The 21863-nt window shown below is 72.0% G+C and carries 19 protein-coding genes; 8 read left to right on the top strand and 11 right to left on the bottom strand.

Going from position 1 to position 21863, the window contains the following annotated elements; translation table 11 throughout:
- Positions 1-218: 218 nt before the first annotated feature.
- From ACX25U_RS00770 to ACX25U_RS00760, 3 genes are all read right to left on the bottom strand, one after another.
- Positions 219-1133 (bottom strand): SGNH/GDSL hydrolase family protein, encoded by a 915-nt coding sequence (locus ACX25U_RS00770; RefSeq protein ID WP_454388080.1) that lies wholly within the window; start codon positions 1131-1133, stop codon positions 219-221.
- A 160-nt stretch (positions 1134-1293) separates the two neighbouring features.
- Entirely contained in the window at positions 1294-3171 is a 1878-nt protein-coding gene (locus ACX25U_RS00765) for a sensor histidine kinase (RefSeq protein WP_454388078.1), read from the bottom strand.
- A gap of 38 nt (positions 3172-3209) precedes the next feature.
- The gene (locus ACX25U_RS00760) at positions 3210-3884 is read right to left on the bottom strand and encodes a response regulator (protein WP_454388076.1); all 675 of its coding nucleotides are present in this window, start codon (positions 3882-3884) and stop codon (positions 3210-3212) included.
- Between the two features lie 158 nt (positions 3885-4042).
- On the opposite strand from ACX25U_RS00760, the gene ACX25U_RS00755 reads away from it, so the two are divergent.
- Positions 4043-5275 (top strand): RNA-guided endonuclease InsQ/TnpB family protein, encoded by a 1233-nt coding sequence (locus tag ACX25U_RS00755; protein WP_454388074.1) that lies wholly within the window; start codon positions 4043-4045, stop codon positions 5273-5275.
- 168 nt (positions 5276-5443) lie between these two features.
- Positions 5444-5851 (top strand): hypothetical protein, encoded by a 408-nt coding sequence (locus tag ACX25U_RS00750; protein WP_454388072.1) that lies wholly within the window; start codon positions 5444-5446, stop codon positions 5849-5851.
- Positions 5852-5981: 130 nt separating this feature from the next.
- On the opposite strand, the gene ACX25U_RS00745 is transcribed toward ACX25U_RS00750, so the two are convergent.
- The 3 genes from ACX25U_RS00745 to ACX25U_RS00735 all read right to left on the bottom strand — a co-directional run bounded on the left by ACX25U_RS00745 (position 5982) and on the right by ACX25U_RS00735 (position 8366).
- Positions 5982-6590 (bottom strand): hypothetical protein, encoded by a 609-nt coding sequence (locus ACX25U_RS00745; RefSeq protein ID WP_454388070.1) that lies wholly within the window; start codon positions 6588-6590, stop codon positions 5982-5984.
- A gap of 138 nt (positions 6591-6728) precedes the next feature.
- Complete coding sequence (locus tag ACX25U_RS00740) at positions 6729-6944, bottom strand: antitoxin (RefSeq protein ID WP_454388068.1); 216 nt, start codon at positions 6942-6944, stop codon at positions 6729-6731.
- Positions 6945-7001: 57 nt separating this feature from the next.
- Positions 7002-8366, bottom strand: a complete 1365-nt coding sequence (locus ACX25U_RS00735; RefSeq protein WP_454388066.1) for a pyridoxal phosphate-dependent decarboxylase family protein — start codon at positions 8364-8366, stop codon at positions 7002-7004.
- 180 nt (positions 8367-8546) lie between these two features.
- Here ACX25U_RS00735 and ACX25U_RS00730 point away from each other — a divergent pair, with 180 nt between their 5' ends.
- The 3 genes from ACX25U_RS00730 to ACX25U_RS00720 all read left to right on the top strand — a co-directional run bounded on the left by ACX25U_RS00730 (position 8547) and on the right by ACX25U_RS00720 (position 10672).
- Positions 8547-9035 carry a MarR family winged helix-turn-helix transcriptional regulator gene (locus ACX25U_RS00730; protein WP_454388064.1) on the top strand — a complete coding sequence of 163 codons (489 nt, stop codon included), beginning with the start codon at positions 8547-8549 and terminating at the stop codon, positions 9033-9035.
- Between the two features lie 235 nt (positions 9036-9270).
- Entirely contained in the window at positions 9271-9819 is a 549-nt protein-coding gene (locus ACX25U_RS00725) for a hypothetical protein (RefSeq protein WP_454388062.1), read from the top strand.
- A 217-nt stretch (positions 9820-10036) separates the two neighbouring features.
- The gene (locus tag ACX25U_RS00720) at positions 10037-10672 is read left to right on the top strand and encodes a class F sortase (protein ID WP_454388060.1); all 636 of its coding nucleotides are present in this window, start codon (positions 10037-10039) and stop codon (positions 10670-10672) included.
- 168 nt (positions 10673-10840) lie between these two features.
- Here the strand turns inward: ACX25U_RS00720 and ACX25U_RS00715 are convergent, their stop codons facing one another.
- The gene (locus tag ACX25U_RS00715) at positions 10841-11491 is read right to left on the bottom strand and encodes a dienelactone hydrolase family protein (protein WP_454388058.1); all 651 of its coding nucleotides are present in this window, start codon (positions 11489-11491) and stop codon (positions 10841-10843) included.
- Positions 11492-11596: 105 nt separating this feature from the next.
- Positions 11597-12073, bottom strand: a complete 477-nt coding sequence (locus ACX25U_RS00710) for a DUF2267 domain-containing protein (RefSeq protein WP_454388056.1) — start codon at positions 12071-12073, stop codon at positions 11597-11599.
- Positions 12074-12265: 192 nt separating this feature from the next.
- Here ACX25U_RS00710 and ACX25U_RS00705 point away from each other — a divergent pair, with 192 nt between their 5' ends.
- Positions 12266-13423 carry an enolase C-terminal domain-like protein gene (locus ACX25U_RS00705; protein ID WP_454388054.1) on the top strand — a complete coding sequence of 386 codons (1158 nt, stop codon included), beginning with the start codon at positions 12266-12268 and terminating at the stop codon, positions 13421-13423.
- Between the two features lie 131 nt (positions 13424-13554).
- On the opposite strand, the gene ACX25U_RS00700 is transcribed toward ACX25U_RS00705, so the two are convergent.
- Both ACX25U_RS00700 and ACX25U_RS00695 read right to left on the bottom strand, forming a co-directional pair.
- Positions 13555-13938, bottom strand: coding sequence for a DUF2511 domain-containing protein (locus ACX25U_RS00700; protein ID WP_454388052.1), 384 nt, complete (start codon positions 13936-13938; stop codon positions 13555-13557).
- Positions 13939-14068: 130 nt separating this feature from the next.
- Entirely contained in the window at positions 14069-16282 is a 2214-nt protein-coding gene (locus ACX25U_RS00695) for an FG-GAP-like repeat-containing protein (RefSeq protein WP_454388050.1), read from the bottom strand.
- 252 nt (positions 16283-16534) lie between these two features.
- On the opposite strand from ACX25U_RS00695, the gene ACX25U_RS00690 reads away from it, so the two are divergent.
- A complete protein-coding gene (locus ACX25U_RS00690) occupies positions 16535-17650 on the top strand; it encodes a hypothetical protein (protein WP_454388048.1) in 1116 nt (371 codons plus the stop codon).
- Here the strand turns inward: ACX25U_RS00690 and ACX25U_RS00685 are convergent.
- Positions 17647-18879, bottom strand: a complete 1233-nt coding sequence (locus ACX25U_RS00685) for an aminotransferase class V-fold PLP-dependent enzyme (RefSeq protein WP_454388046.1) — start codon at positions 18877-18879, stop codon at positions 17647-17649. The two genes, ACX25U_RS00690 and ACX25U_RS00685, sit on opposite strands and share 4 nt — an antisense overlap.
- 158 nt (positions 18880-19037) lie before the next feature.
- Between ACX25U_RS00685 and ACX25U_RS00680 the strand changes: the two genes are divergently transcribed.
- Positions 19038-21851: a phosphoenolpyruvate synthase gene (locus ACX25U_RS00680; protein WP_454388044.1), complete on the top strand. Its 2814-nt coding sequence runs from the start codon at positions 19038-19040 to the stop codon at positions 21849-21851.
- Positions 21852-21863: the final 12 nt, after the last annotated feature.

Raw genomic sequence — 21863 nt, 5'->3', positions numbered from 1 at the left:
AAGACCCGTGGCGGCACAGGCTCCGGAGCGGACGGCCGGAATCCTCGGGCTCCGGCCCGAGGAGCAAGTCAACGCAACTGCACGGCCGGTCCACGGGGCTCCCGCCTCGGGAACGGACACGGTGCCGTCCAAAGCGATCCGGTTTCCCCGACCCGTAGGGGACTTCGGCGTGCGGCGAGTCACCCACCGGTACTCGCCGCACGCCCACCGGGCCGGACTCAGCCGCGTCCGTGCTGCTGGCCCAGCACCTTCAGCACCGCACGCGCCATGGCTTCCTCCCCCTTGGCGTTGGGGTGGGCCGGGGCCGCGGGCGAGGCCGGCTGCAACGGCTCGATCCAGCGGTCCGCCGGGGCCTTGCACATGTCGTGGCCGCGCGTGGGCCCGTAGGTGTCGACGTACTCGGCACGGTTCCAGGCGGCCACCATGCGGAGCATCAGGTTCAGTCGCTTCTCGGTGTCCCGCAGATAGGGGAAGTCCTTCGAGGCGAACGGCACCGACGGGAAGCAGCCGCTGCCGTCGTCGGGCAGCAGGTCCGGGTAGCCGACGACCAGCACCCGGGCGTGCGGCGCCCTGGCGTGCACGGCCCGCAGCACCCGGTCGACCTTCGGGGCCGTCCGTGCGATGTTCAGCGTCAACTGGTCGATGCCGGACGAGGCGTAGTGGCGCTGACAGGGGTTGCCCGTCGGCTGCTGGGCGCCGAGGCCGGCGCAGGTGGAGATGATGGAGCCGAACCCGATGTCGTTGCCGCCGATCTGGACCGTCACCAGGTCGGTGTCCCGGCGCAGCGCGTCGAGCTGGGCGTCGTTGGTGCCCTGCGGCTTCCACATCTCCTCGGTCGTCGCCCCGCCGCAACTCACGTCCTTGAACGCCGCGACCTTCCGCTCCGCCGCCATGATCGAGGGGTAATTGCTGTCCGAGCGCGCGCAGTCGGCGTCGACCTGCCGTGGAATGCCGGGGCCCGAGGTGTAGGAGTCCCCGAGGGCCACATAGTGCGTGACCCGGCCGGCCTTCCCGTCGTGCGCCGCGACGGGCGTCGTCGCACCGGCCACGAGAGCACACCCGCCGAGCACCGCCCCCATGACGGCCGGCCACCGACGTCGTCTCGCAGCTCCATCCGCACCTCTGTCACTCATCGTCAGACCCTCCCCCTGTGCCGGGACATCACTGTCGTCGCACGTTCGACGGAGCTTGTATACCGCTCGGTATGTCCCCGAGGCCAGAGCCGTGCCGGAACGGCCGGCCGCGCACAGAGCGCATCCGCCGATCCGGAGACGTCAGGCCGATCCGGAGACGTCAGGCCGGGATGGACAGCGGCAGCTCCGCGGTGATGGTGGCGCCCTTCGGGGTGGTGCGGACGGTGAGGGTGCCGCCGATCTGTTCGACGCGCTCGTGCATGGACTCGATGCCCACGCCGGGTGTCCAGGGCTCGGTGCAGCGGCCGGTGTCCGCGACGGTGACCCGCAGGTGGCCGGCGTCGTGCACCTCCAGGGTGAGGCGGGCGGTGGTGACGGCGGCGTGCCGGGCGATGTTGGTGACCGCCTCCACCGCCACCCGGTAGGCGGCGACCTCGACGGCCGCGGGTAGCTGCGGCAGCTGCTCCGGGGCGTCGACCGTCACCGTGAGGGGGCGGCCGTCGGCGGCCCGCAGCGGGGCCGTGCGCTGGCGGATGGCCTCGACCAGGCCGAGCTCGTCGAGGGCGCGGGGGCGCAGGCCGTAGACGAGCCGGCGGATCTCGGTGATCGTGTCGCCCACGTCGGCGCGCAGCGCGCGCAGGGTCTCGACGGCGTGCTCCGGATCGGTGGCGATGAGGTTGACGGCCGCGTCCGCCGTGTAGGCGATACCGGTCAGCGTGGGCCCCAGCCCGTCGTGCAGATCACGGCGCATACGGCGCCGCTCCTCCTCCAGCGCGGTCACCGTACGGCCCCTGGACACGCGCAACTGCTCGCTGAGCCGGGCGGCGTGCAGAGCCTGCGCGAGCGGGGCCGCCACCAGGTCGACCACCGCCGCGGCAGCACCGGGCAGCCGCAGATGTCCCGGCGGCAGGCCGACCACCAGATCGCCCACCTTCTCCCCACCCGCGCGCAGGGCGGTGACCTGCACGTGGTGGGCGTCTACGGCTCCCGCGGTGGCGACGGTGGTGTCCTCCTGGCGCAGCTCGATGCCGGGCACGCCCAGCGTGGTGCGCAGGGTGTGCAGCCACAGCGGCGGCGGAGCACCGGCGGTCAGGTCCGTGCCGAGCCGGGTCAGCGTCTCCACGGGGTCGGCCGACCGGCCGAACAGCATCTCGTCCATGACCGCCTCGACATGACGCCGGACCGGCTGGTAGCCGGCGGCGATCCCGGCCGCCAGCAGAGGCGGTACGCCCTTGCCCGGCCGCTCGCCCGCCGCCAGTTCCCACACGGCCGCGATGCCCTCGTACACCGCCGCGCTCAGCGCGAGCATGACGATGAGGACGGCGGCGCCGCGCATCACCACCCGGACGTCCACCGCGCGGGGCGCGACCAGCGCCACGGTGATCGCGCACGGCAGCAGCAGCGACAGCGCGCCGAGCGCCACGACGCTCGTCGAGGAGCTCAGGTGCAGGGAGTTCTCGGCCGCGAACAGCAGCATGCCGCCCAGCGTCGTCGCGGCGGCGCCGAGCACCAGCCACAGCACGCGACGCCGGTCGTCGCCGGAGGTGACCTCGAAGAGCACCCAGGTGCCGGCGCACACCGCGGTCGCGGAGGCGACGCCGGCCGCGATCAGCGCCGGCTCGCCGCCGGTCACCGACGCGGCCGCGCATCCCGCCCCGGTGACGGCGATCGCCACCTCCGCCCAGCGCAGCATCCGCGAGACGGGCCGGGCCTCCACGACGCGGAGCGCGGCCAGCGGCACGGCCACCGTCGAGCCCAGCACGGCCAGGACGACGCCGGCGTCCGGTTCACCGGCCGCGACCACGAGCGGTGCGGCCGACAGCGCCGCCGCGGACACCGCGAGAAGCCGGGAGGCGGCCGAGGCCCGGCGCCGCGCGGTGGCGAAGGCGGACGCCGCCGTCAGGCAGACGCCGACCATCACGGCCCAGATCACCCACTCCTGGGACACGGACGGCGGCGCGAACCACAGCGACGCGACCGACGCGACCGACGCGCCGACGAGCAGCGCGAGGCCCGCCCAAGCCAGTCCCCGCCACATCGGGCGCACCCGCGTCAGGCCCGTCCGCCACCGCCCGCTCATGAGCCGGGCCCGGACACGTCACAGCCCAGTCCCCGCTCACGGGCGAGCAGGATGGCCTCGGTGCGGCCGCTCACGCCCAACTTGGCGAAGATGGCGGACAGATGGTTCGCCACGGTCTTGACGGCCAGTTCCAGTTCGGCGGCGACCCGGGCATTGCCGTGACCGCGCGCGACCCGGTCGAGGATCTCGCGCTCCCGGGCGGTCAGCCCGGGGAAGCTGTCGGCCGGCCGGGGCGGGGGGCCGACCTGCCCGAGCAGGCGGGCCGCCACACCCGGTGCGATGACGAACTGGCCGGTCGCCACCGACCGGATGGTGGTGAGGATCTCCTCCTGCTGGGCCCCCTTGAGGAGATATCCCCGGGCCCCGGCACGCAGCGCGGACAGCACCGTCTCGTCGTCCTCGTACATGGTGACCACCAGCACCGCGACGTCGGGCAGCAGCGCGGCCAGCCGCCGGGTGGCCTCCACTCCGTCCATCGCCGGCATTCGGATGTCCATCACCACCACGTCGGGCCGGTTCAACTGCGCCTCGCGTAGCGCCTCTTCGCCCGTGGCCGCCTCCGCGATCACCTCCACGCCGTCCAGTGAGGTCAGCAGCGCGCTCATGCCACGCCGCACCACGGGGTGGTCGTCGGCGATGAGCACCCGGATGGGACGGGCCGCAGAGGTCATCGGGATTCCTCCGTGGATACCCCGGCCTTCAGGCCGGGGGAGAGACGGACTCCTGCGGAGCAGGTCAGGGAAAGCCGGATCGCCGCCGGGGCGATCCGGCGTCTGCCGGCCACCGGCCGACACCCTTGACTCACAAGGGAACTGATAGAATGTGAGGCGTGACGCAGCAGGTCAAGCGGGCGTTCAAGTACCGCTTCTACCCCACGGATGAGCAGGCAGCGGAGCTGTCCCGCACGTTCGGCTGCGTCCGTCTCGTCTACAACAAGGCGCTTCAGGAGCGCACGCGGGCCTGGTACGGCGAGCAGCGCCGTATCTCCTACGTGCAGTCGTCTGCCGCGCTGACGCGGTGGAAGAAGACCGAGGAGCTCGCCTTCCTGGCCGAGGTGTCCTCCGTCCCGCTCCAGCAGGCGCTGCGCCACCTTCAGGGAGCATTCGCGAACTTCTTCGCCAAGCGGGCCCAGTACCCGCGGTTCAAGAGCCGGAAGAAGTCCCGCGCGTCGGCCGAGTACACCCGCAGCGCCTTCACGTGGCGCGACGGGAAGCTGACGCTGGCCAAGATGGCCGAGCCCTTGGACATCCGCTGGTCGCGCCCCCTCCCGGAGGGTGCGCAGCCCACGACGGTGACCGTGTCCCGCGACAGCGCGGGGCGCTGGTTCGTCTCGATGCTCGTCGAGGACACCATCGCCCCGGCCCCCGCCACGGACGGGGCGGTCGGCCTGGACGCCGGGATCACCTCCCTGGTGACCCTGTCCACCGGGGAGAAGATCGCCAACCCGAAGCACGAGCGCCGCGACCGCGCCCGCCTGGCCAGGGCCCAGCGGGAGCTGTCCCGCAAGGCGAAGGGCTCGGCGAACCGGGAGAAGGCCCGCCGCCGCGTGGCCCGTATCCACGCGCGGATCACCGACCGCCGCCGGGACTTCCTCCACCAGCTCACCACTCGGCTCGTCCGTGAGAACCAAACGGTCGTGATCGAGGACCTCACCGTCCGCAACCTGCTGAAGAACGGCAGGCTCGCGCGCGCCATCTCGGACGCGGCCTGGACGGACCTGCGCATCATGCTGGAGTACAAGTGCGCCTGGTACGGGCGCGAACTCGTCGTGATCGACCGCTGGTTCCCCAGCAGCAAGCTGTGCGGGGCCTGCGGCACGGTCCGCGAGAAACTGCCGCTGAACGTCCGCGAGTGGACGTGCGAGTGCGGCACCGTGCACGACCGCGACGTGAACGCGGCACGCAACATCCTGGCCGCCGGGCTGGCGGCATCCGCCTGTGGAGACGGTGTAAGACCTCAACGGGAGTCCTCCCGGACGGGGCAGTCGTCGGCGAAGCAGGAAGCCCAGCGGGCGACCGCTGGAATCCCCCGCCTTCAGGCGGGGGAGGAAGTCAAGTCCTGATGATGACCGAGACTCGCTCCCGGTGGGGAGGGCCGACTCCCGGGAGGTACGGGAAAACCTCCCCGCCGCCCGGGACGAAGCACCGATGCGCGCGGGAGGGACGCTGCCGCATGCTCGCTGCACCGGGCCGCCGCACAGGTGCCTTCAGTCCCAGATGGGGGAGCAGAGATGAGCCAGACCAGCCGGACGGAACCCGTCCCCGCCCTCACCCGCAAGAACAAAGTGGGCCTCGTCCTCGCCGGCCTCCTGGGCCTGCTCGACGTGACCAACTTCTTCGACCTCCCGGCGCCGGACTCGGACACCCAGGGCCCGCCGACGGCCATCTTCATCGCCGACGGCATCCTCGGGGTCATCACCGTGCTCGCCGTCGTCTACACCTGGCGCACGCTCAACCGGACGGGTTCGCGCATCGTGGCGGGCTCCCGGATCCTGTCGGTGATCTTGGCCCTGCCGGCGCTGTTCGTCGGCGGTGTCCCGGCCGTGGCCGTCGTCCTGGTCGCGGTGTTCACGGTCGTCAGCGTCGTCGTCATCGCCCTGGTCCTCACCCGCCCGGCCCCGGAGGCGATCGCGGCCTGACCCGCACGGTCACCGCACGGCCGCCCGCCGGCGCATCCGCCACCGCAGGGGAGTGGCGGATGCGCCGGCGCGTTCCCCGCGGGCGACGACCGCTCGGTCACTCGCGCTGCCGGGGTGAGGCACGGCGGCTTCAGCCGTCGGCCGGCTCCGGCTGTGCCTGTCCCTGCTCCGGGGCGCCGGAGGCCGTGTAGAACACCGACGTGCCCTGCTTGGTGCGCTGCGCCTGGCCTTTGGCCACCAGGCCTTCGAGGGTGGTCCGTACGACGGTCGCCTTGACGCGACGGTCGGGATGGGCCTGGCCCAGGGCGGTGGCGACCTCCGCCGCGGAGCGCGGCTCGTGCTGCTCGCCGAGGTGGCCGCGGACGAGTTCGACCAGGGTGGGCCGATCCGTCTTCTCGGCGGACGCCTTGGCCGAGGGCTTCCCGGCTGCCGACTTCCTGCCTCCCTTGCCCGAACTTCGCCCGGCGGTATTGGACTTGGCCGTGGCCTTCTTACGGGGAGCAGGCACGGCGGCGTCGCTCGTGCCGGCCTCCGGCTGCACGGGCGGCGTCGTCATGCCGAGCGCCTGCCGCATGTTCACCAGCACGCCGTGATCGCGTTGCAGTGTGGCCAACTGGTCCTGCAGCGCGGCGATTTCGGCGCTGATTCGTTCTTGCTCCTTCAGGTTCTGCTCCAGGTCGCCGGCTACTTGAGCGGCGTACTGCGATGCCAGGTCGGTGACCGTCGTACTCTCGGACATGGCCTTGGCCCCTTCTCGTTGGCTGATGACGGCGCGGCGGGAGCACCGGTCGCGCAGTGACCCTGCGCGGAGACTCTTGCGCAGAGATACTACGGACGAGCCGAGCCGGTTGTTCGCTCCAGCCACACGGCGCGGGTCTCAGGCCTTCTTGTCGCCCAGCTTCTCGACCAGGTCCTGCGCCTTGTCGACCGCGGTGTCGATGGTGCCGCTGTGCTTCCCGCCCGTCTTGCCGTCGATGAAGTCGCCGACCTTCTCCAGCCCCTCGGAGATCTTCTCGCCGTGGGCCTCGGCGATGTCCTCCACCTTGTCCTTGAGGTGGGTGAGGCTCTTGAGGTCCTTCAACTTGTCGAACATCAGGCGTCCTCTTCTGTTGTGAAGCAGGGGCTGGTCAGCAGCATGATCTCATGTTGATCAGCGGAACTTGGCGAGCTGTTCCACCCGGGTGTGGATACGTTCCACGTGCTGCTCGGCCTCCGGTTTCATCAGGACGCTGCGGAGGATACGGGCGCCGTCGGTGTCGGCGGTGACCCTGGGGTGGCGGGCCGCGAACGCATCGCGATCGGCCCTGAGGGTGCTCAGGAACACGGGGTCGGGGCCGGTCATGCCGTCCGCGAGGACGCGCGCGGACGCGGTGTCGACGGCGGTCAGCGTGGCGGGCTCCACGGTGGGGAAGTAGCCGACGATGTCCAACTCGGGTTGCTGGTAGAGCTCCAGTACGTCGGACGCGGTGATCAGTTCCGTCCATCGCAGCGCGGCCCGCCGGCCGGCCGCGAGGATGCCGCCGAGTCCGGCGGGCGTGGGCGGGACGAGCCGGAAGGTGAGCCACAGCGCGGCGGCCGCGGCGCCGGCGCGTGAGCACTCCAGGCTGATCTCCCCGAGGTGCAGTTCGGTGGAGGTGAAGTAGGTGTAGGGCGAGTCGTGCAGGTAGAAGCGGCCCACCTCGGGGTCGCGGAAGAGGACGGCGCCGCAGCCGTAGGGCTGGAGTCCGTGCTTGTGGGGGTCGACGACGATCGAGTCGCACCGCGCGATCGCCCGCCACGGCTCGGGCGGCAGTCCCTCGGGGCCGTCGGCGTCCGCGAGCAGGGTGAAGAAGCCGCCGTAGGCGGCGTCGACGTGGAGGCGGACGCCGTAACGCTCCTTGAGGGCCAGGGCCTGGTGGACGGGGTCGACGGCACCGAGGCCGGTGGTGCCCGCGGTGAGGACGACCGTGCCCACCCGGCCGGTTCGCAGGAGGTCCTCCAGGGCGTCGAGGTTCATCCGGCCCCGCTCGTCCGTGGGAACCGGATGGCCTTCCATGCCGAGGACGCGGCACATGCGGCCGTGCGTGTAGTGGGCGTCCTGGCTGTAGGCGACGCCCTGGCCGGGGTGGAGTTCGCGGGCGACGAAGAGGGCTTCGAGGTTGGCGATCGTGCCGCTGGTGGTGAGGTGGCCCAGATGGGTGTCGTAGCCGAACATCGCGGCGAGCTGTGCGACGGCCTCCCGTTCCATGCGGGCGGTGGCCGGACCGCCGTCCAGGGCATGGTTGTTGGGATTGATCAGCATGGCGGTGAGGTAGCCGACCACGGCGGCGGGGTGCGGGGGCTTGAGCATCTGGCCCACGTAAGTCGGGTGGAAGAAGGGATAGTTGTCCTTCAGTCGGCCGGTGAACTCCTCGAAGGCGGCGGCGAAGCGGTCGTCGTCGACCAGGAGCGAGGGGTGCGGCTGGTAGGGGCCGAAGGTGTCGGCCCACTGCTCCATCGCGTCGGTGGCTCGGCCGAGCCAGTGCCGCAGGTCCACTGATCTCCCTCTCTCCGGCTCGCTTGCTGGGTGCGCCCACGATAGGACTTCGTTGACCACTCAGCAATTGATTCCTCAGTAATTGAGAAGTTGGTAGATGAGACGGCAGTAAACTCGCCGGGCAGGCAGGTGCGCGCAAGGTGCGGGCAGGGTTCTGCGAGCGGGAGAGGACACAGGCAGGTGGATGCCGCGACCCGGCGGGGCGACCAGGCCGCCCGCGCCGCCAACAGTCGACTCGTACGCGACTTCGGGCTGCTCATCAAGGCCGCCACCCGCCTGGAGCAGCGAATCGACACCGCACTGCGGCGGGACTGCGGGATCGGTCACACGATGTTCGAGGTCCTCGTCCGGCTCTGCCGGCAGCCCGGCGAGGAAGTCTCGCAACGTGATCTCGCCGATGACCTCACCCTCACCAGCAGCGGCATCACCCGCCTGGTGGACCGCATGGAGGAGGCCGGGCTGGTCCGGCGCGTGCCGTCTTCCGAGGACCGCAGAATCGTACGGGTGGAACCGACCGACCAGGGCCGCGCCGTGTTCGTCCGGGCCGCGGCCGTGCACGCGCAGGTCGTCGAGCGGTACTTCGTCGCACCGGTGGCCCGCGACGACTACACCCGGCTGACCGACTCGCTGCGCGACATCCACACGGCGCTGCGCGAGGAGACCGACTGACAGGGCGTTCGTTGCGCCCTCCGCTTCTGTCCGACCGTCATCACCACGCTGTTCGACCGTGATCGCCCCCCCGTTGTTCGCCTGCCTGGGCGTATGGGGTGAAGCATCGTCATCCGAATGCGGCGCTCCGGTGGTGGGCCGTCAGAAATCGGCTGAAGGTGATCACGTCGCACCTGCGATTCCCGATTGAGTGGGCGATGGGCCGGCTCTCGTAGTCGCGACGGAAGGAACACCCATGCGTATCACCCGTACTCTGCTCACCTCCGCAGTGGTGGCGGCCTCCGTAGCGCTCTCCGCACCTGTGGCGTGCGCTGTGGATGTGGCCGCGCTGTCGTCTTCACAGGCCAAGGCGTCTCAGGTCAGTGACTCCCGGGGCGACGACTCCGACCAGGGCAAGGAAGAGGGCGGTCGCGAGGAAGACGGTGGCGACCGCGGCGACCGCGGCGACCGTGGCGAGCGTGGCGAGCGCGGCGGCAGGCCGCACGGCGGCGTCCACGCCGGTGGTGGTGCCCTGGCCATGACGACCACCGACGGCGGCAGCCGTGACGACAACGGCCGTGACGACGACGACGGTGACGACAACGGCCGTGACGACAACGGCCGTGAGGGCAAGGGGTCCGGCGAGCGCGGTGGCAGGCCGCACGGCGGCGTCCACGCCGGTGGCGGCGGACTGGCGCAGTCGGCGGACACCCTGGGCCTGGGGACCGTGCTGGTGCTCGGCGGCCTGGGGGCCGGCGCGTACATGCTGCGGCGCCGCCGGGTGTCGGACTCCTCCGTGGCCTGACCGGGCCGCTGCTGCTCGTCACTTTGCTGTCGCGGTCTGCGTCCACTCCGGCGGAGGACGGCGCAGACCGCGACAGCGGTCTTCGAACCATCGGGCGTCATCGGCGCCACCTCGTGATCGAAAGGCACCGTCCATGGCTTCCCAGCTTCCGCCTCCGACGCTGCAGTGCGGGACCAGGTCCACGAGGCGTCGCCGCCGGCTCCGCCTGTTGTGGCCCATGGCAATGGTCGGGCTGGGCCTTGTGCTCATCCACCAGTCCGTCGACAACCCCATGACGCCCCTGAAGTACCCGCCTCCCGCGGCAGTCGCCTCCCACCGGCCCACGCCGGCCCCACCGACCGTCGGCACCGGCACCGACGCGAAAGCCGACGCCGACGGCAAGGCGCTGCCCCGATCGGCGCCGACCCGGATCTCGATCCCGGACATCGGCGTGGACGCGCCGTTCACCAAGTTGTCCCTCGACGCGTCCGGACACCTCAGCCCACCACCGCCGAACAACACCAACCTGGTCGGATGGTTCCGGGGCGGAGCGTCACCGGGCGAGCGCGGACCGGCGATCGTCGCGGGCCACCTCGACACCAAGACCGGCCCCGCGGTGTTCGCCGGGCTGGATCAGCTCGAGCCCGGAGCCCTCGTGGACATCACGCGTGCCGACGGCACCGTCGTACGCTTCAAGGTCGACTCCGTGGAGGCCTTCAGCAAGGCGGACTTCCCCGACGACCAGGTCTACGCCGACACCCCGTCCCCCGAGCTGCGCCTGATCACCTGCGGCGGTACCTACGACCGCAAGCGCCAGGACTACCAGGCCAACGTGGTCGCCTTCGCCCACTTCGACTCGAGCAGGCCCGCCTGACACCGACGGGAGCGCCACGGGGTACGGCGGTCCAGGCGCCCTCGGCGAGAGGGCGCCACTCGGACGTGGGACGGAGAACGGCCTCCGCCGGTGCGCGGGTGCGCCCGTACCGGCGCACAGGACCTGTGCGCCGGTACGGGGCGGGAACGTATCCTCCGGGTGCCGGGCTCATGCCGACCGGTGGACCTCGGTGAACCATTCCCCGATCACCGCGGCGGCCCGGTTCAGCGCGCCCGGCTCCTGGAGCCGGTGGGAGGCGCCCTGGACCTCGCGCACCGCGTGCGGGCCGGCGATCCGCTCGGCGGCCCGCACGCTCGAGCGGAGATCCTCGGGGTCCTCACCGCCTTCGACGAACAGCACCGGCACGCGGACCCGCTCCAGGAATTCGTCCGCCAGCTCGGGCTGCCCGGCCCATGAGACCACCGTCAGCACCTCCTCCGGCATTGCCGCCGCCGCGATCAGGGCGGCGGCCGCCTCGGCCCCGGCGGCGAAGAGGATCACGGGCAGTGTCCGGGCGTCCGGCTGTATCGACAGCCAGTCGACCGCGGCGATCAGACGGCGGCCCAGCATGTCGATGTCGACCCGCTGCTCGCTCATCGCCTCGGCCCGCCGGCCCTCGGTCTCACTGAACAGGTCCACGGCCAGCGTGCCGAATCCGGCCCCGTGCAGCTCGGCGGCGAGGGACCGTGCGGCAGGGTCCTGGCGGGACGTGTGCACACCGTGCACGAACAGCACGGTCGCCCGGGACGAATCGGGAACCACGAAGTCACCTGACAACGTGAGGCGGTCGGCGGGCACCGACACCGTCTCAGAGATCACGGAGATCACCTGCTCCTTCCGGCTGTCGGGCCGCAGGGCCCGTGGCGTCTCGGACCTCTGGTCGGGTACCCATCCCCCCGGCGGGAACCCGGCCGGACCCGCGTGTCAGTCCGGGCCCTCGGCGGCGCGGCCGGCGGGCAGGAGTTCACGGATGTCCGCGGGGAGCACCGCGGCGATCTTCCCGGTCAGTTCCGGGGTGAGCGCGGCGTCGAGCACCTCCATGACGGCGGCGGCCTCGCGTACGGCCGCGTCCTCGTCCGTACCCGCACGTCCGGCGATCCGTCCGGCGAACACGGTCAGGTCGAACCGCTCGCCCGAGGTGGGCGAGCGCCCGCCGGCGGAGGACTCCGTGGCCTGCCGCATGGGCGCGGCCAGTTCCGGCGGAAGCTGGGCGGCCACATGCTCCGCGAGCCCTGACGGCAGCCGTTCGGCCAGTGTGCTCAGCACGGCCCGGGCCGCCCGGTCGGCCGACCCCCGGTCCGGCAGCTGAGCGAGCGCCCGCACTTTCCCGATGATCTCGTCGTGCCGCATGAGGTGGGTGTCCTTCCTCATGGTGTGGTTCGTCGTGTTGCAGTCCGTCATGATGTGGTTCGTCCGGCAATGCCGACGGCCGGGCAACGGGCGAGTACCCGAAGCACTGCCGCCGCACCGCGCCGGTCGCCGGCGCCGACCCGCCGTGCGGGTGGGGAGGAACGACGCACCGTTTGGGAGGGGCCACGGAGGGTCACCCACAGGTGATGACACAGGCGCGCGTCCGAGGGAGTACGTCACATCATGAGGGAGCAGGGCGAGAAGGCCGCCGAGCCGGCGCCGAAGGAGTTCCGGATCGACGCCGTCGACGTGCACGCCTTCGAACTCCCCACCGACGGCCCGGACGGCAAGGAGCAGGACGGCACCCTGGAGTGGGACTCCACCACCATGGTCCTGGTCCGGGTGCACGCCGGCGGACGGACCGGCATCGGCTACACCTACGGGGACGTGTCGGCCGCCGCCTTCCTGTCCTCGAAGCTCGCCCCGCTGCTCCCGGGCCGTGACGCCTCCGCGCCGCCGGCCCTGTGGGAGCTGATGGGCCGGCGCATCCGCAACGACGGCCGGCCCGGTGTGGGAGCCATGGCGGTCTCCGCGGCCGACATCGCGCTGTGGGACCTCAAGGCCCGGCTGCTGGACGTACCGCTGATCCACGCGCTCCCGGCCTACCACGACCGGGTCCCGGTCTACGGCAGCGGCGGCTTCACCAACTACCCCCTGGGTCGTCTCGCCGACCAGCTCACCGGCTGGGTCGAACAGGGCATCCCCCGGGTCAAGCTGAAGACGTCGAGAGAACCGGACCGTGACCCGCAGCGACTGACCGCGGTCCGCAAGGCGGTCGGCTACGCGCCCGAGCTCCTCACCGACGCCAACGGCGCCCTCGGCCGCAAGGAGGCGCTGTACTGGGCGTACAGGTTCATGGACGAATGGGACGTGCGGTGGTTCGAGGAGCCGGTGAGCTCCGCGGACATCGAGGGCCTGCGGCTGCTCCGGCGGAACGGACCGGCGCGGCTGGAGATCGCGGCGGGGGAGTACGCCTACACCCTGCGCGACTTCGTCAACCTCGTGGACGCGGACGCGGTGGACTGCCTCCAGGCCGATGTCACCCGCTGCGGCGGCATCACCGGCGTACTGCAGGTCGCGGGCCTCGCGGCGGCCCATCACCTGGACCTGTCCGCGCACTGCGCCCCCGCGGTCTCGGCCCACGCCTTCTGCGCCGTACACCGGCTGCGGCACCTGGAGTACTTCCACGACCACGTCCGGTTCGAGCACCTGGTGTTCGACGGCACGCTGTCCCCCGCCGGCGGCGCCCTGCGGCCCGACACGGGCCGTCCCGGGCTCGGCCTGGACATCAAGTGGGCCGACGCCGAGCCCCACCGCGTCTACGGGGAACGCCCGGCCTGACCCGGCTCGCGGGCTCGCGGGGGAGAACGCCTCGGCCGCCGCGCCGGCAGGGGCGGCCACCGCCCTGGGGTACGGGCGGTACGCCGCTGAGCCAGGGGTCTCCTGTGCTCAGCACCCTCTCGTCGCCCGGGTTACTTGCAGAGTTCCAGGCCCTTGTCGATCACCTCGGTGAGGGAGATCCTGGCGCCCGGGTTGTCGGGGTCGTCGGCCCAGATCGGGTCGGGCGCGGGGTGCTTTCGCCGGGCTGCGTCGTTGAGACCGTAGGTCCCTTCGGCGATGGCGAAGGTGACGGCCTGGCCGCTGCAGGCGAGAGTGCCGGAAGCGACGGTGAACGGCCAGGGCTTGACGGAGCGTTCGGTGATGTAGCCGGTCGGCTCGCCGGTGCCCTCGGCGGTGTCGACGGACTTGGCGTCGTCGTCGGAGCGGTTGTCGGCGGTTATTGCGTTGCTGGTGCAGGCGGTCAGGGCGAGGACGCCGGAGACGGCGGCCGCGGCAGCGGTGACGCGGATACGCATGGTTCACCCCAGGGGAGCGGTGGTACGGATGGTAACCGACATCATCCGGGCTGTGACTGCTCTGGCCAGGGGTTGTGTTGATCCCGTGATGGGATCGTGACGGTCTGTTGTGACGTGGATGCGTCAGAACTCAGGGCGCCAGTGCCTGTCCGAGGTGGGCTCCGGCGGGTGTGCCCAGGGTGGTGCCGCGCAGCGCGACGGTCCGGGCGAGGCCGAAGCCGGTGCTGTGGACGGGCGTGTACAGCAGGAGGCCGTCGCCCGCGTCCTCGCCTTCCGACCCGATGACGAGACCGGCGTGCCCGTGGCCGGACAGGTCGGTGAGGGAGACGGAGGAGCCGAATCTGTCGCCCTTCTCCGTGGCGTCCAGGATGCCGGGGGTGTCCTGGCAGAGAGTGAAGGAGCCGGTGACGGTCAGGCCCGAGGGCGTGCCCCGGAGCAGGGTGGCCTGACCGGCGTCGGTGCGGTCGACGCCGTCGCGGGTGAAGTCCTCGCCGGGGGCACCGACCAGGACGTCCGCGTAGCCGTCGGCGTCGAAGTCGCCGACGGAGACGGAGAAGCCGAAGGCGTCGCCGGACCGGTCGGCGCCGGCCACGCCGACGGCGTCCTGGTGGATGACCTTCGTCCCGGTCGTGGTCAGGCCCTCCGCCGAGCCGAGGAGCACGGTGATGTGACCACCTGGCGTGCCGCCGGACTCGGAGGGGCGGGGCCGGCCGATGACGAGGTCGTCGTAGCCGTCACCGTTGATGTCGCCCGCGGCGACGGAGCGGCCGCCCTTGACGGGCTCCGGGTCGGCCCGGGTGAGGCCGGCCGCCGATCCGGTGAACCGCACCACCCGCCCGATGCCGCCGCTGTCACGGTAGTTGAGGACGACGTCCGCGTACCCGTCCCCGTTGAAGTCGCCGGTCGCGGCGTCCAGGTCGGTGACCGGACCCGTGGCGGTGGTGAGCCTGCCGGAGGTGGTGGCGCCGCCGGTCAGCCGGACGTTCCAGGTGCCGCCCCCGCCGGTGCCGGCCGAGAACACGTCCGCCGTGCCGTCGCCGTCGAAGTCACCGACGGCGACCGCGGAACCGAGCCTGGCCCCGGCCGCCGCGACGCCCGAAGTGGTGTACGAGAAACCGGTGTTCAGCGTCGGGCCGTACAGAACGGTGACCGAGCCGCGGTCGGCGTTGCCGTCGGTGTCGTCCTTGCCGGGGGCGCCGATGGCGAGGTCGGCGTAACCGTCGCCGTTGACGTCGCCCCACGCGGTGGCGGCGCCGAAGTCGTCACCGCGCCGGGTGGAACCGGGGACACCCGGGCTGTCCTGGGTGATCGTCAGCCTCGATGCCGCGACCGGGCCGTCGAGGCCGCCCGGGATCACCGTCACCGAGTTGGCCTTCGGGGTGCCGGCGGCCAGGTCGGCGACGCCGTCCCCGTTGTAGTCGGAGGTTCGCGGGGCGTGCGAGACGCCGGGGGCCTCGACGAGCGCCGCGATCCGGGGCAGTTGGGCGCGGAGATGACGTGGCAGTGTGATCGACCCCGGATCGACGCCGTGCCCGCCGGACTTCCCGGCCAGGATCCGCGCGGTCGCCTCGAGCGCGGCGCGGCTGGGCCGTGCGGTCGTGTAGTCGCCGATCCAGGAGACGCCGACCGTGTCGCTGTCCGAGCCGCCGCCGCGGCCCTCGAAGACCTGGCCGCACCGGTCGACGACGAAGCCGTGGCCGAGGCCGGAGGCGCCGCGGGCGAGGTACTCCTGCTGGAGGGTGCGCATCCGGGCGCGGGACTCGGCGCAGGAGAGCGCGTTGTCGCCGGCCGCGCCGGTGTCGCGGATGACCGCGGCCTCGACCGCGCCACCGTGGCCCGGCGTGCCACCGCCGCCATACGCCGAGGCGCCCCGCGCGGCGGCGAAGCCGCTGCCACGGTCGGTACCGGGGTCGAGCAGCGTCACGCTCAAACCCGCCGGCTGCCCCGGGGCGGCCGTGCCGTCGCCCCGGACGACCCGTACCTCGACGCCGTCTGCATCACCGGTCCACACGGAGCCGGTGCCACCCCGCACCCCGGCCGTACGTCCCTCGAACCGGCTGTCCGGCAGCGGCTGCCAGTCCGACCACTGGCCCGTCCGTGCCGAACGGGCACGGATCTCCGCCGTACCCTTCAGCTCGGCGTGCGGGTCGTCCCAGGTCAGCAGTGCGGCGCCGAAGCGCTCCGTACCCTGCTGCGGCAGGCTCCTGCGTCCCGCCCCCTGATCCACCAACCGCACGGTGCGCACGGCGGGCTTGCGCCCGTCCTCCTGCGGCCGGCCCGGCGTGGAGGCGGTGGCGTACGTGACGGCCCCCGTCCCGAGCACGACGGCGATTCCGCCGGCCAACCACCCTTTGCACGCACGCCTCGTCCGGCGACTCAATGCCCACCCCTGACTCACAGAACACCCCACCCGTCACGGGCGGCACTTACCAAGCGCGCGGCACCAGCCAAATGTCACACCGTGCACCGGGGACTCCACCACGCCCTGTGCAGGCAGCCCCGGCCTCGTGGGCACGACCGTGGTGAGGGGCCAAGTGGCCCGGCACGTAAGCTGATCGCCGTTGTGGACAGGACCGCGAAAAGCATGGGGGTGCGCATGCGGAAACGGAAGACGATCGCCGGCGTCGCAGCAGGGGGACTGCTTGCTCTGGCCTTGACGGGCTGCGGGACGAGCGGCTCGGACTCCGACGAGTCCGGCGCCGATCGCGGCAGAGGAACGGGCAAACCCGCGACGGCCCAGGCACTGCCGGTCGAATCGACGGTGCGGAAGGCGACATGGACCGCGCAGAGCACGACGCATCAGCTGCGGATCGCGCCCAAGCGGCTCGCACGCGGCACGGCGGCCGATCTCGAACACGTGCGGCTGGGCGAGGACCTGAAGGGCATGGTCCCGTACTACTTGACCGTCAGCTACACCAACACCGGCTCGGCGGCACTGCGCCGGCCCGACCCGCAGACGCACTTCACGGTCACCCTCGCGGACGGCACGCCCGGCGAGGCGGTCTCTCTGTGGAACTCCAACCCCCTGGCCACCGAGTCGAGTTCCGCCCTTCCCGACAACTGCGACAAGGCCGGCCCCGCCTCGGTCGCGGCGGGTGCCACGGCCACCGTGTGCCGGCTCGTGATGCTGCCCGAGGGACACCGGCCCGCGACCGTCGCCTACGCCGACGACACCGGCGACACCCTCCTGTGGAAGGTCGGCGACGGCAAGGGCGACGACAACAGCGGCACGCTGCTGCCGGCGGGCACGACCGCGGACTCGTCGTGGAAGGACGTCACCACAGAGGGCGACGCGGTGCCCCTCCGGGTCACGCCGAAGAGCGTGCGCGCCGGGAAGCTCGCCGACCTGAGCGGCTACGACCTCGGCGACACGCAGAAGAACATGGTGCCGTGGTACGTGACGCTCGAGTACCGCAACGCCGGCAAGGAGAAGCTCCTCCCGGTCATGGACGAGGGCGTCGGCGTACGCAGCGCCGGCGGCCGCGAGGTGCAGCCTCTCCCGCTGCTCGACCTCTCCTTCTCCCGTACCGGGGAGGGCAAGGGCATCGACCAGTGCCGGGGCGGCGTCCCGAACACCCGCCTGCAGCCGGACTCCCGGCTCACCCTCTGCACCGTCCACCTGCTCCCCGGGGGCGACCGCCCGGCGATGGTCTCGTTCGAGGGCAAGGGCAAGGGAACGAAGCCCCTGATGTGGCGGGCGAGCGTCGACTAGAGGCGTGTGCGGGCCCGGCGGGCCCAGTCCTGTATGACGGGTACGCAGGATTCGGCGAAGCGGTCGTAGTCGGCGGGTGTGTTGTAGACGTGGGCCGACAGACGGAGGTAGCCGATCCCGTCGAAGCTGGTGAAGGCCGCCTCCGCCCCCAGTTCGGCGCCGGCCCGGTCGCGCAGTGCGTCCGCCGCCAGGCGGGTGGCTCCCAGTCCTTCGGGGAGGCGGACCAGGCGCATGCCCGGCACGGGCATCCCGACGTCGACGCCCTCCACCGCTCCCGCCGAGCCGGCGAACGCGGCGCCGACCACACGGGCGCCGTAGTCGGCGAGTTCGTCCATGTAGCGACGGGCCGTCTCCCAGCCCCAGGTGCGTTCGACGAAGTCCAGTGCCGCGGGCGCCGCCAGAGACCCGGTGGCGTCCAGGGTGCCCTGCTGGTCGAAGCGGTGGGGAAAGGGCTCCGCGGCACTCCAGGAGTCGATCAGCGGATGGAGGTGTTCGCGGAGCGGGCCGCGGGCCACCAGAGCCGCCGTGCCGCGAGGTGCGCAGCCCCATTTGTGGAGGTTGCCCGTCCAGGCGTCGCAGACCAGTCCCTCCAACGGAGCGGGGAGAAGCCCGGGCGCGTGCGCGCCGTCCACCAGCAGCGCGACGTCACGCCGTGCCAGCTCGGCTCCGACCCGTTCCACCGGCAGCCCGCGGGCGGTGGCCGAAGTGACCTGGTCCAGCACGACGAGCGCGCACCGGTCGTCCACCTCGGCCATCACCGCCCCGTAGGCCTCGTCCGCGTCGGCCGCGAGCGGCACCCGGGCCGTGCGCACCCGGCCGCCCCAGCGGCGGGCGAGTCGTTCCGCTCCCATGGTGACGGCGCCGTACCCGTGATCGGTGACGACGACGTCCACGCCGGGGCGTGCGGCCAGGGCGGCGTACACGGCGCTGGCGCCCGCGCTCGCGTTCGGCACGAGTGCCAGGTCTTCGGCGTCGACCCGCAGATAGTCCGCGATCTCGGCGCGCGTGGCGGCGATCCGGGCGGGCAGTCGCGGAAACCAGACGACGGGGGCGCGCTCCATCTCGGCCCGCAGTTCGTCCTGCCGCCGCTGTGCGACCAACGGGACGGCACCGAAGGAGCCGTGGTTGAGGTGCAGCATGCCGGGGTCGAGTGACCAGGCCGCGGCGGCGGGCCGGCCGTCGTCCAGCAGCAGCGGGCGCGGTGCGGTGACGACCTCGGTCTCGCTCACGTGACTCCTCGTTCATTGCTCGATCAACGATCGTTGATCGTACACACGCCACGTAATGAGGCCGGTTGTTCGTTCCTGAACCATGGCCGGAAACATTCAGGAAAGACCCGGAACGGCCAATGCGGGGGTTTCCGTCGGCCGTTCCGTGATACCTCTCTGTGAGATCCGAAGAGAATCCTCCGGAGGGAATCCAGTTGTCGCTCACCGCGGGATCCGGTAACCACTGCCTTCACGTCCTCACAGCCGCCGACGATGCGTCCGAAATCGCCGAACGGGCCGGTGGAAAAGGCAGAAACCTTCACACACTGACCACGTCCGTTTTTCAAGTACCGAGCTGGTCGGTGATCGGCGTGGACGTCTTCGCGGAATTCGCTCGCGGCAGCGGACTGGACGAGCACCTGGCAGCCGTGGCGGCCGACGGCTGGAGCGGCGACGGTGAGCGCGGGGCCCGCGAGACCGCCGCCGGGATCGCCGCGCTGATCGAGGCGGCGCCCCTCGACGCGCGCGTCGCCGAGGCCGTTGCCCTGGCCTACGCGCAGGTCGGCGGCGGCCTGGTGGCCGTCCGCTCGTCCGGTGCGCAGGAGGACGGCACGGAGCACTCGTTCGCCGGCCAGTTCGACAGCTTCCTCAACGTCCGCGGACTCGACCAGGTCACCGCCCATGTCCGCCGCTGCTGGGCCTCGGGATTCTCCGAACGGTCCCTGCGCTACCGCTCGCAGCGCCGGCTGCCGCTGAACACCGGCGGCGTCGCGGTGATCATTCAGCGCATGGTGCCCGCCGAGCGCAGTGGCGTACTGTTCACGGCCGACCCGGCGACCGGCCGCGGCGACCGTCATGTGGTCAGTGCCGTCCACGGGCTGGGGGAGGGGCTGGTCTCCGGCGCCGTCGACGCCGACACCGTGGTCATGGACGCCGCCACCGGCGAGCCGCTGAGCACCGTGACCGGCGAGAAGCGGGAGCGCTACGACGCCGGCGCCGGCCCCGGCTGCGTGGTGTCGCCGGTCGCCCCCGAGGACCGTGGGGCCTTGTCCCTGACCGCCGAGGACCTGGCCCGGCTGCACCAGGTGGGAGTGCGTGTCACGGCGCACTACGGCACCCCGCAGGACATCGAGTGGGCGATCGTGGAGGGCACCCTGTGGATCCTGCAGAGCCGTCCGATCACCACCCTCGGCCGCCCGCCCGGCACCGGACCGCAACGCGAGGGTCCCGAGGGGCAGGTGCGCCTGTGGGACAACTCCAACATCATCGAGAGCTTCGGCGGCGTCGTCTCCCCCCTCACCTACAGCTTCGCCGCCGACACCTACGCCAAGGTGTACGAGAGCTACGCCCGCGCGCTGGGGGTCAGGGGGGATCAGCTGCGCGAGGTCCAGGAGTGGACCCCGCACCTGCTCGGCTACTTCCACGGACGGGTCTACTACAACCTGTACCACTGGTACCGCATGGTGCGCCTGGCCCCGCTGTACCCGCTGAACCGCCGTGTGCTGGAGAAATCGCTGGGTGTCTCGGAGAGCATTTCCGACGAGTGTGCCGAAGCCCTTCATCCGTTCACGCCGCGAACCGGGCCGCGCGGCCGGTTCTCCCGTTTCTTCCGTACGGTGATCTTCGCCGGAAGGTTTCTGGCCGTCAGGAAATCCGTGGAGACCTTCCACCGCGATTTCTACCGGATGTATGAGGTGTTCAACGATGTCGACTACGACGCGCTGCCCGGTGATGAGACCTACCGGCATTTTCGCAGACTGCAGAGGGAACTCATCGAGAAATGGGGCCCGATGCAGGTCCTGGACGCCACGATCCTGCTCTCCGTCGGCGCGCTGGCCCTGCTGACCCGCAGATGGCTGCCGGACGCTCCCGACTGGTTCACCTGGGCCGCGGCCGCACCCGGCGGCCCTGTCGAGTCCGCCGAGCCGGCGCGGGCGCTGGCCGACCTGGCGGCGCGGGTGCGGGCCGACGACGAGGTGCGACGCCTGCTGGAGCGCACCGGCGACGCCGATGCCCACCGGGCGTTGCGCGAGGGCGGCCACACCGGCATCCTGGCCGCCGTCGACGCGTATGTCGCCGCCTACGGCTACCGCAGCCCCGACGAACTCAAGCTGGAGGTGCCCGACCTGCGGGAGGACCCGGCCGGGCTGTTCACCCTGCTGCGCGAGGCGCTGCCGGGCACCACAGGGGGTGGCCCGGGCGGCCGGGGCCAAGAGGCCGACGCCTACCTCGACCGGCGTCTGCGCGGTCCCCGCCGCTGGGTGTACGAGCGGGTGCGGCGCAAGGCCCGGGTCGCGCTCGCCGACCGCGAACGGCTGAGGTTCTGCCGCACCCGTGCCTTCGGCGCGGCCAAGCGCATGCTGCGCGCGATGGGCCGAGACCTGGCCCGCCTCGGGGCCATCGACTCCTGGGTTGATGTGTTCATGCTAAGGTTGGAAGAGGTGCGGGGTGCCTACGAGGGCCGGATCGCCCACGCCGAGCTGAAGGAGCTGGCCGCGCTGCGCCGCGGGCAACTCGCCGCCGACGCCGCGCTGCACGCGCCGTCCCGCTTCACCACCCGCGGCGCTCCCTACTGGTCGGGCAATCTGGAACGGGCCGGCTGGACCGGCGGCCCCACCGCCCGCAGCGGTGTCCGTGAACTGCGTGGGACCCCCTGCTGCCCCGGTGTCGCCGAAGGGCCCGCGGTGGTCACCGACAGCCCGCGCGAGATCGGCGGCGGCATCCTGGTCGCCTACCGCACCGACCCCGGCTGGGTGCCCGCGCTGGCCTCGGCCGCCGCCGTGCTCGTCGAACGCGGCAGCCCCCTGACCCATGTGGCCGTCGTGGCACGGGAGCTGGGCATTCCGACCGTGGTCCAGGTCAAGGACGTCACCACCGAGATCCGCACCGGCACCCTGCTGCGTGTGGACGGCGCCGCCGGGACGGTCACCGTACTCGCCGACCCGCCCGCCGACGGCACCGCCGACGGCCCGGCCGTGCCCCCGGACAGCTGAAGGACGGAGAAA

It is taken from the genome of Streptomyces sp. JNUCC 63 (assembly GCF_054366325.1).
The sequence above is the reverse complement of the archived record's forward strand: the minus strand, read 5'-3'. Positions and strand labels throughout refer to the sequence as shown.

Bases quoted from the DNA above. Each gene is read 5' to 3' on its own strand.
- ACX25U_RS00770 (WP_454388080.1), bottom strand. From the start codon at position 1,133: ATGAGTGACAGAGGTGCGGATGGAGCTGCGAGACGACGTCGGTGGCCG.
- ACX25U_RS00750 (WP_454388072.1), top strand. From the start codon at position 5,444: ATGAGCCAGACCAGCCGGACGGAACCCGTCCCCGCCCTCACCCGCAAG.
- ACX25U_RS00765 (WP_454388078.1), bottom strand. From the start codon at position 3,171: ATGTGGCGGGGACTGGCTTGGGCGGGCCTCGCGCTGCTCGTCGGCGCG.
- ACX25U_RS00710 (WP_454388056.1), bottom strand. From the start codon at position 12,073: ATGACGGACTGCAACACGACGAACCACACCATGAGGAAGGACACCCAC.
- ACX25U_RS00760 (WP_454388076.1), bottom strand. From the start codon at position 3,884: ATGACCTCTGCGGCCCGTCCCATCCGGGTGCTCATCGCCGACGACCAC.
- ACX25U_RS00705 (WP_454388054.1), top strand. From the start codon at position 12,266: ATGAGGGAGCAGGGCGAGAAGGCCGCCGAGCCGGCGCCGAAGGAGTTC.
- ACX25U_RS00725 (WP_454388062.1), top strand. From the start codon at position 9,271: ATGCGTATCACCCGTACTCTGCTCACCTCCGCAGTGGTGGCGGCCTCC.
- ACX25U_RS00745 (WP_454388070.1), bottom strand. From the start codon at position 6,590: ATGTCCGAGAGTACGACGGTCACCGACCTGGCATCGCAGTACGCCGCT.
- ACX25U_RS00690 (WP_454388048.1), top strand. From the start codon at position 16,535: ATGCGGAAACGGAAGACGATCGCCGGCGTCGCAGCAGGGGGACTGCTT.
- ACX25U_RS00720 (WP_454388060.1), top strand. From the start codon at position 10,037: ATGGCAATGGTCGGGCTGGGCCTTGTGCTCATCCACCAGTCCGTCGAC.
- ACX25U_RS00700 (WP_454388052.1), bottom strand. From the start codon at position 13,938: ATGCGTATCCGCGTCACCGCTGCCGCGGCCGCCGTCTCCGGCGTCCTC.
- ACX25U_RS00740 (WP_454388068.1), bottom strand. From the start codon at position 6,944: ATGTTCGACAAGTTGAAGGACCTCAAGAGCCTCACCCACCTCAAGGAC.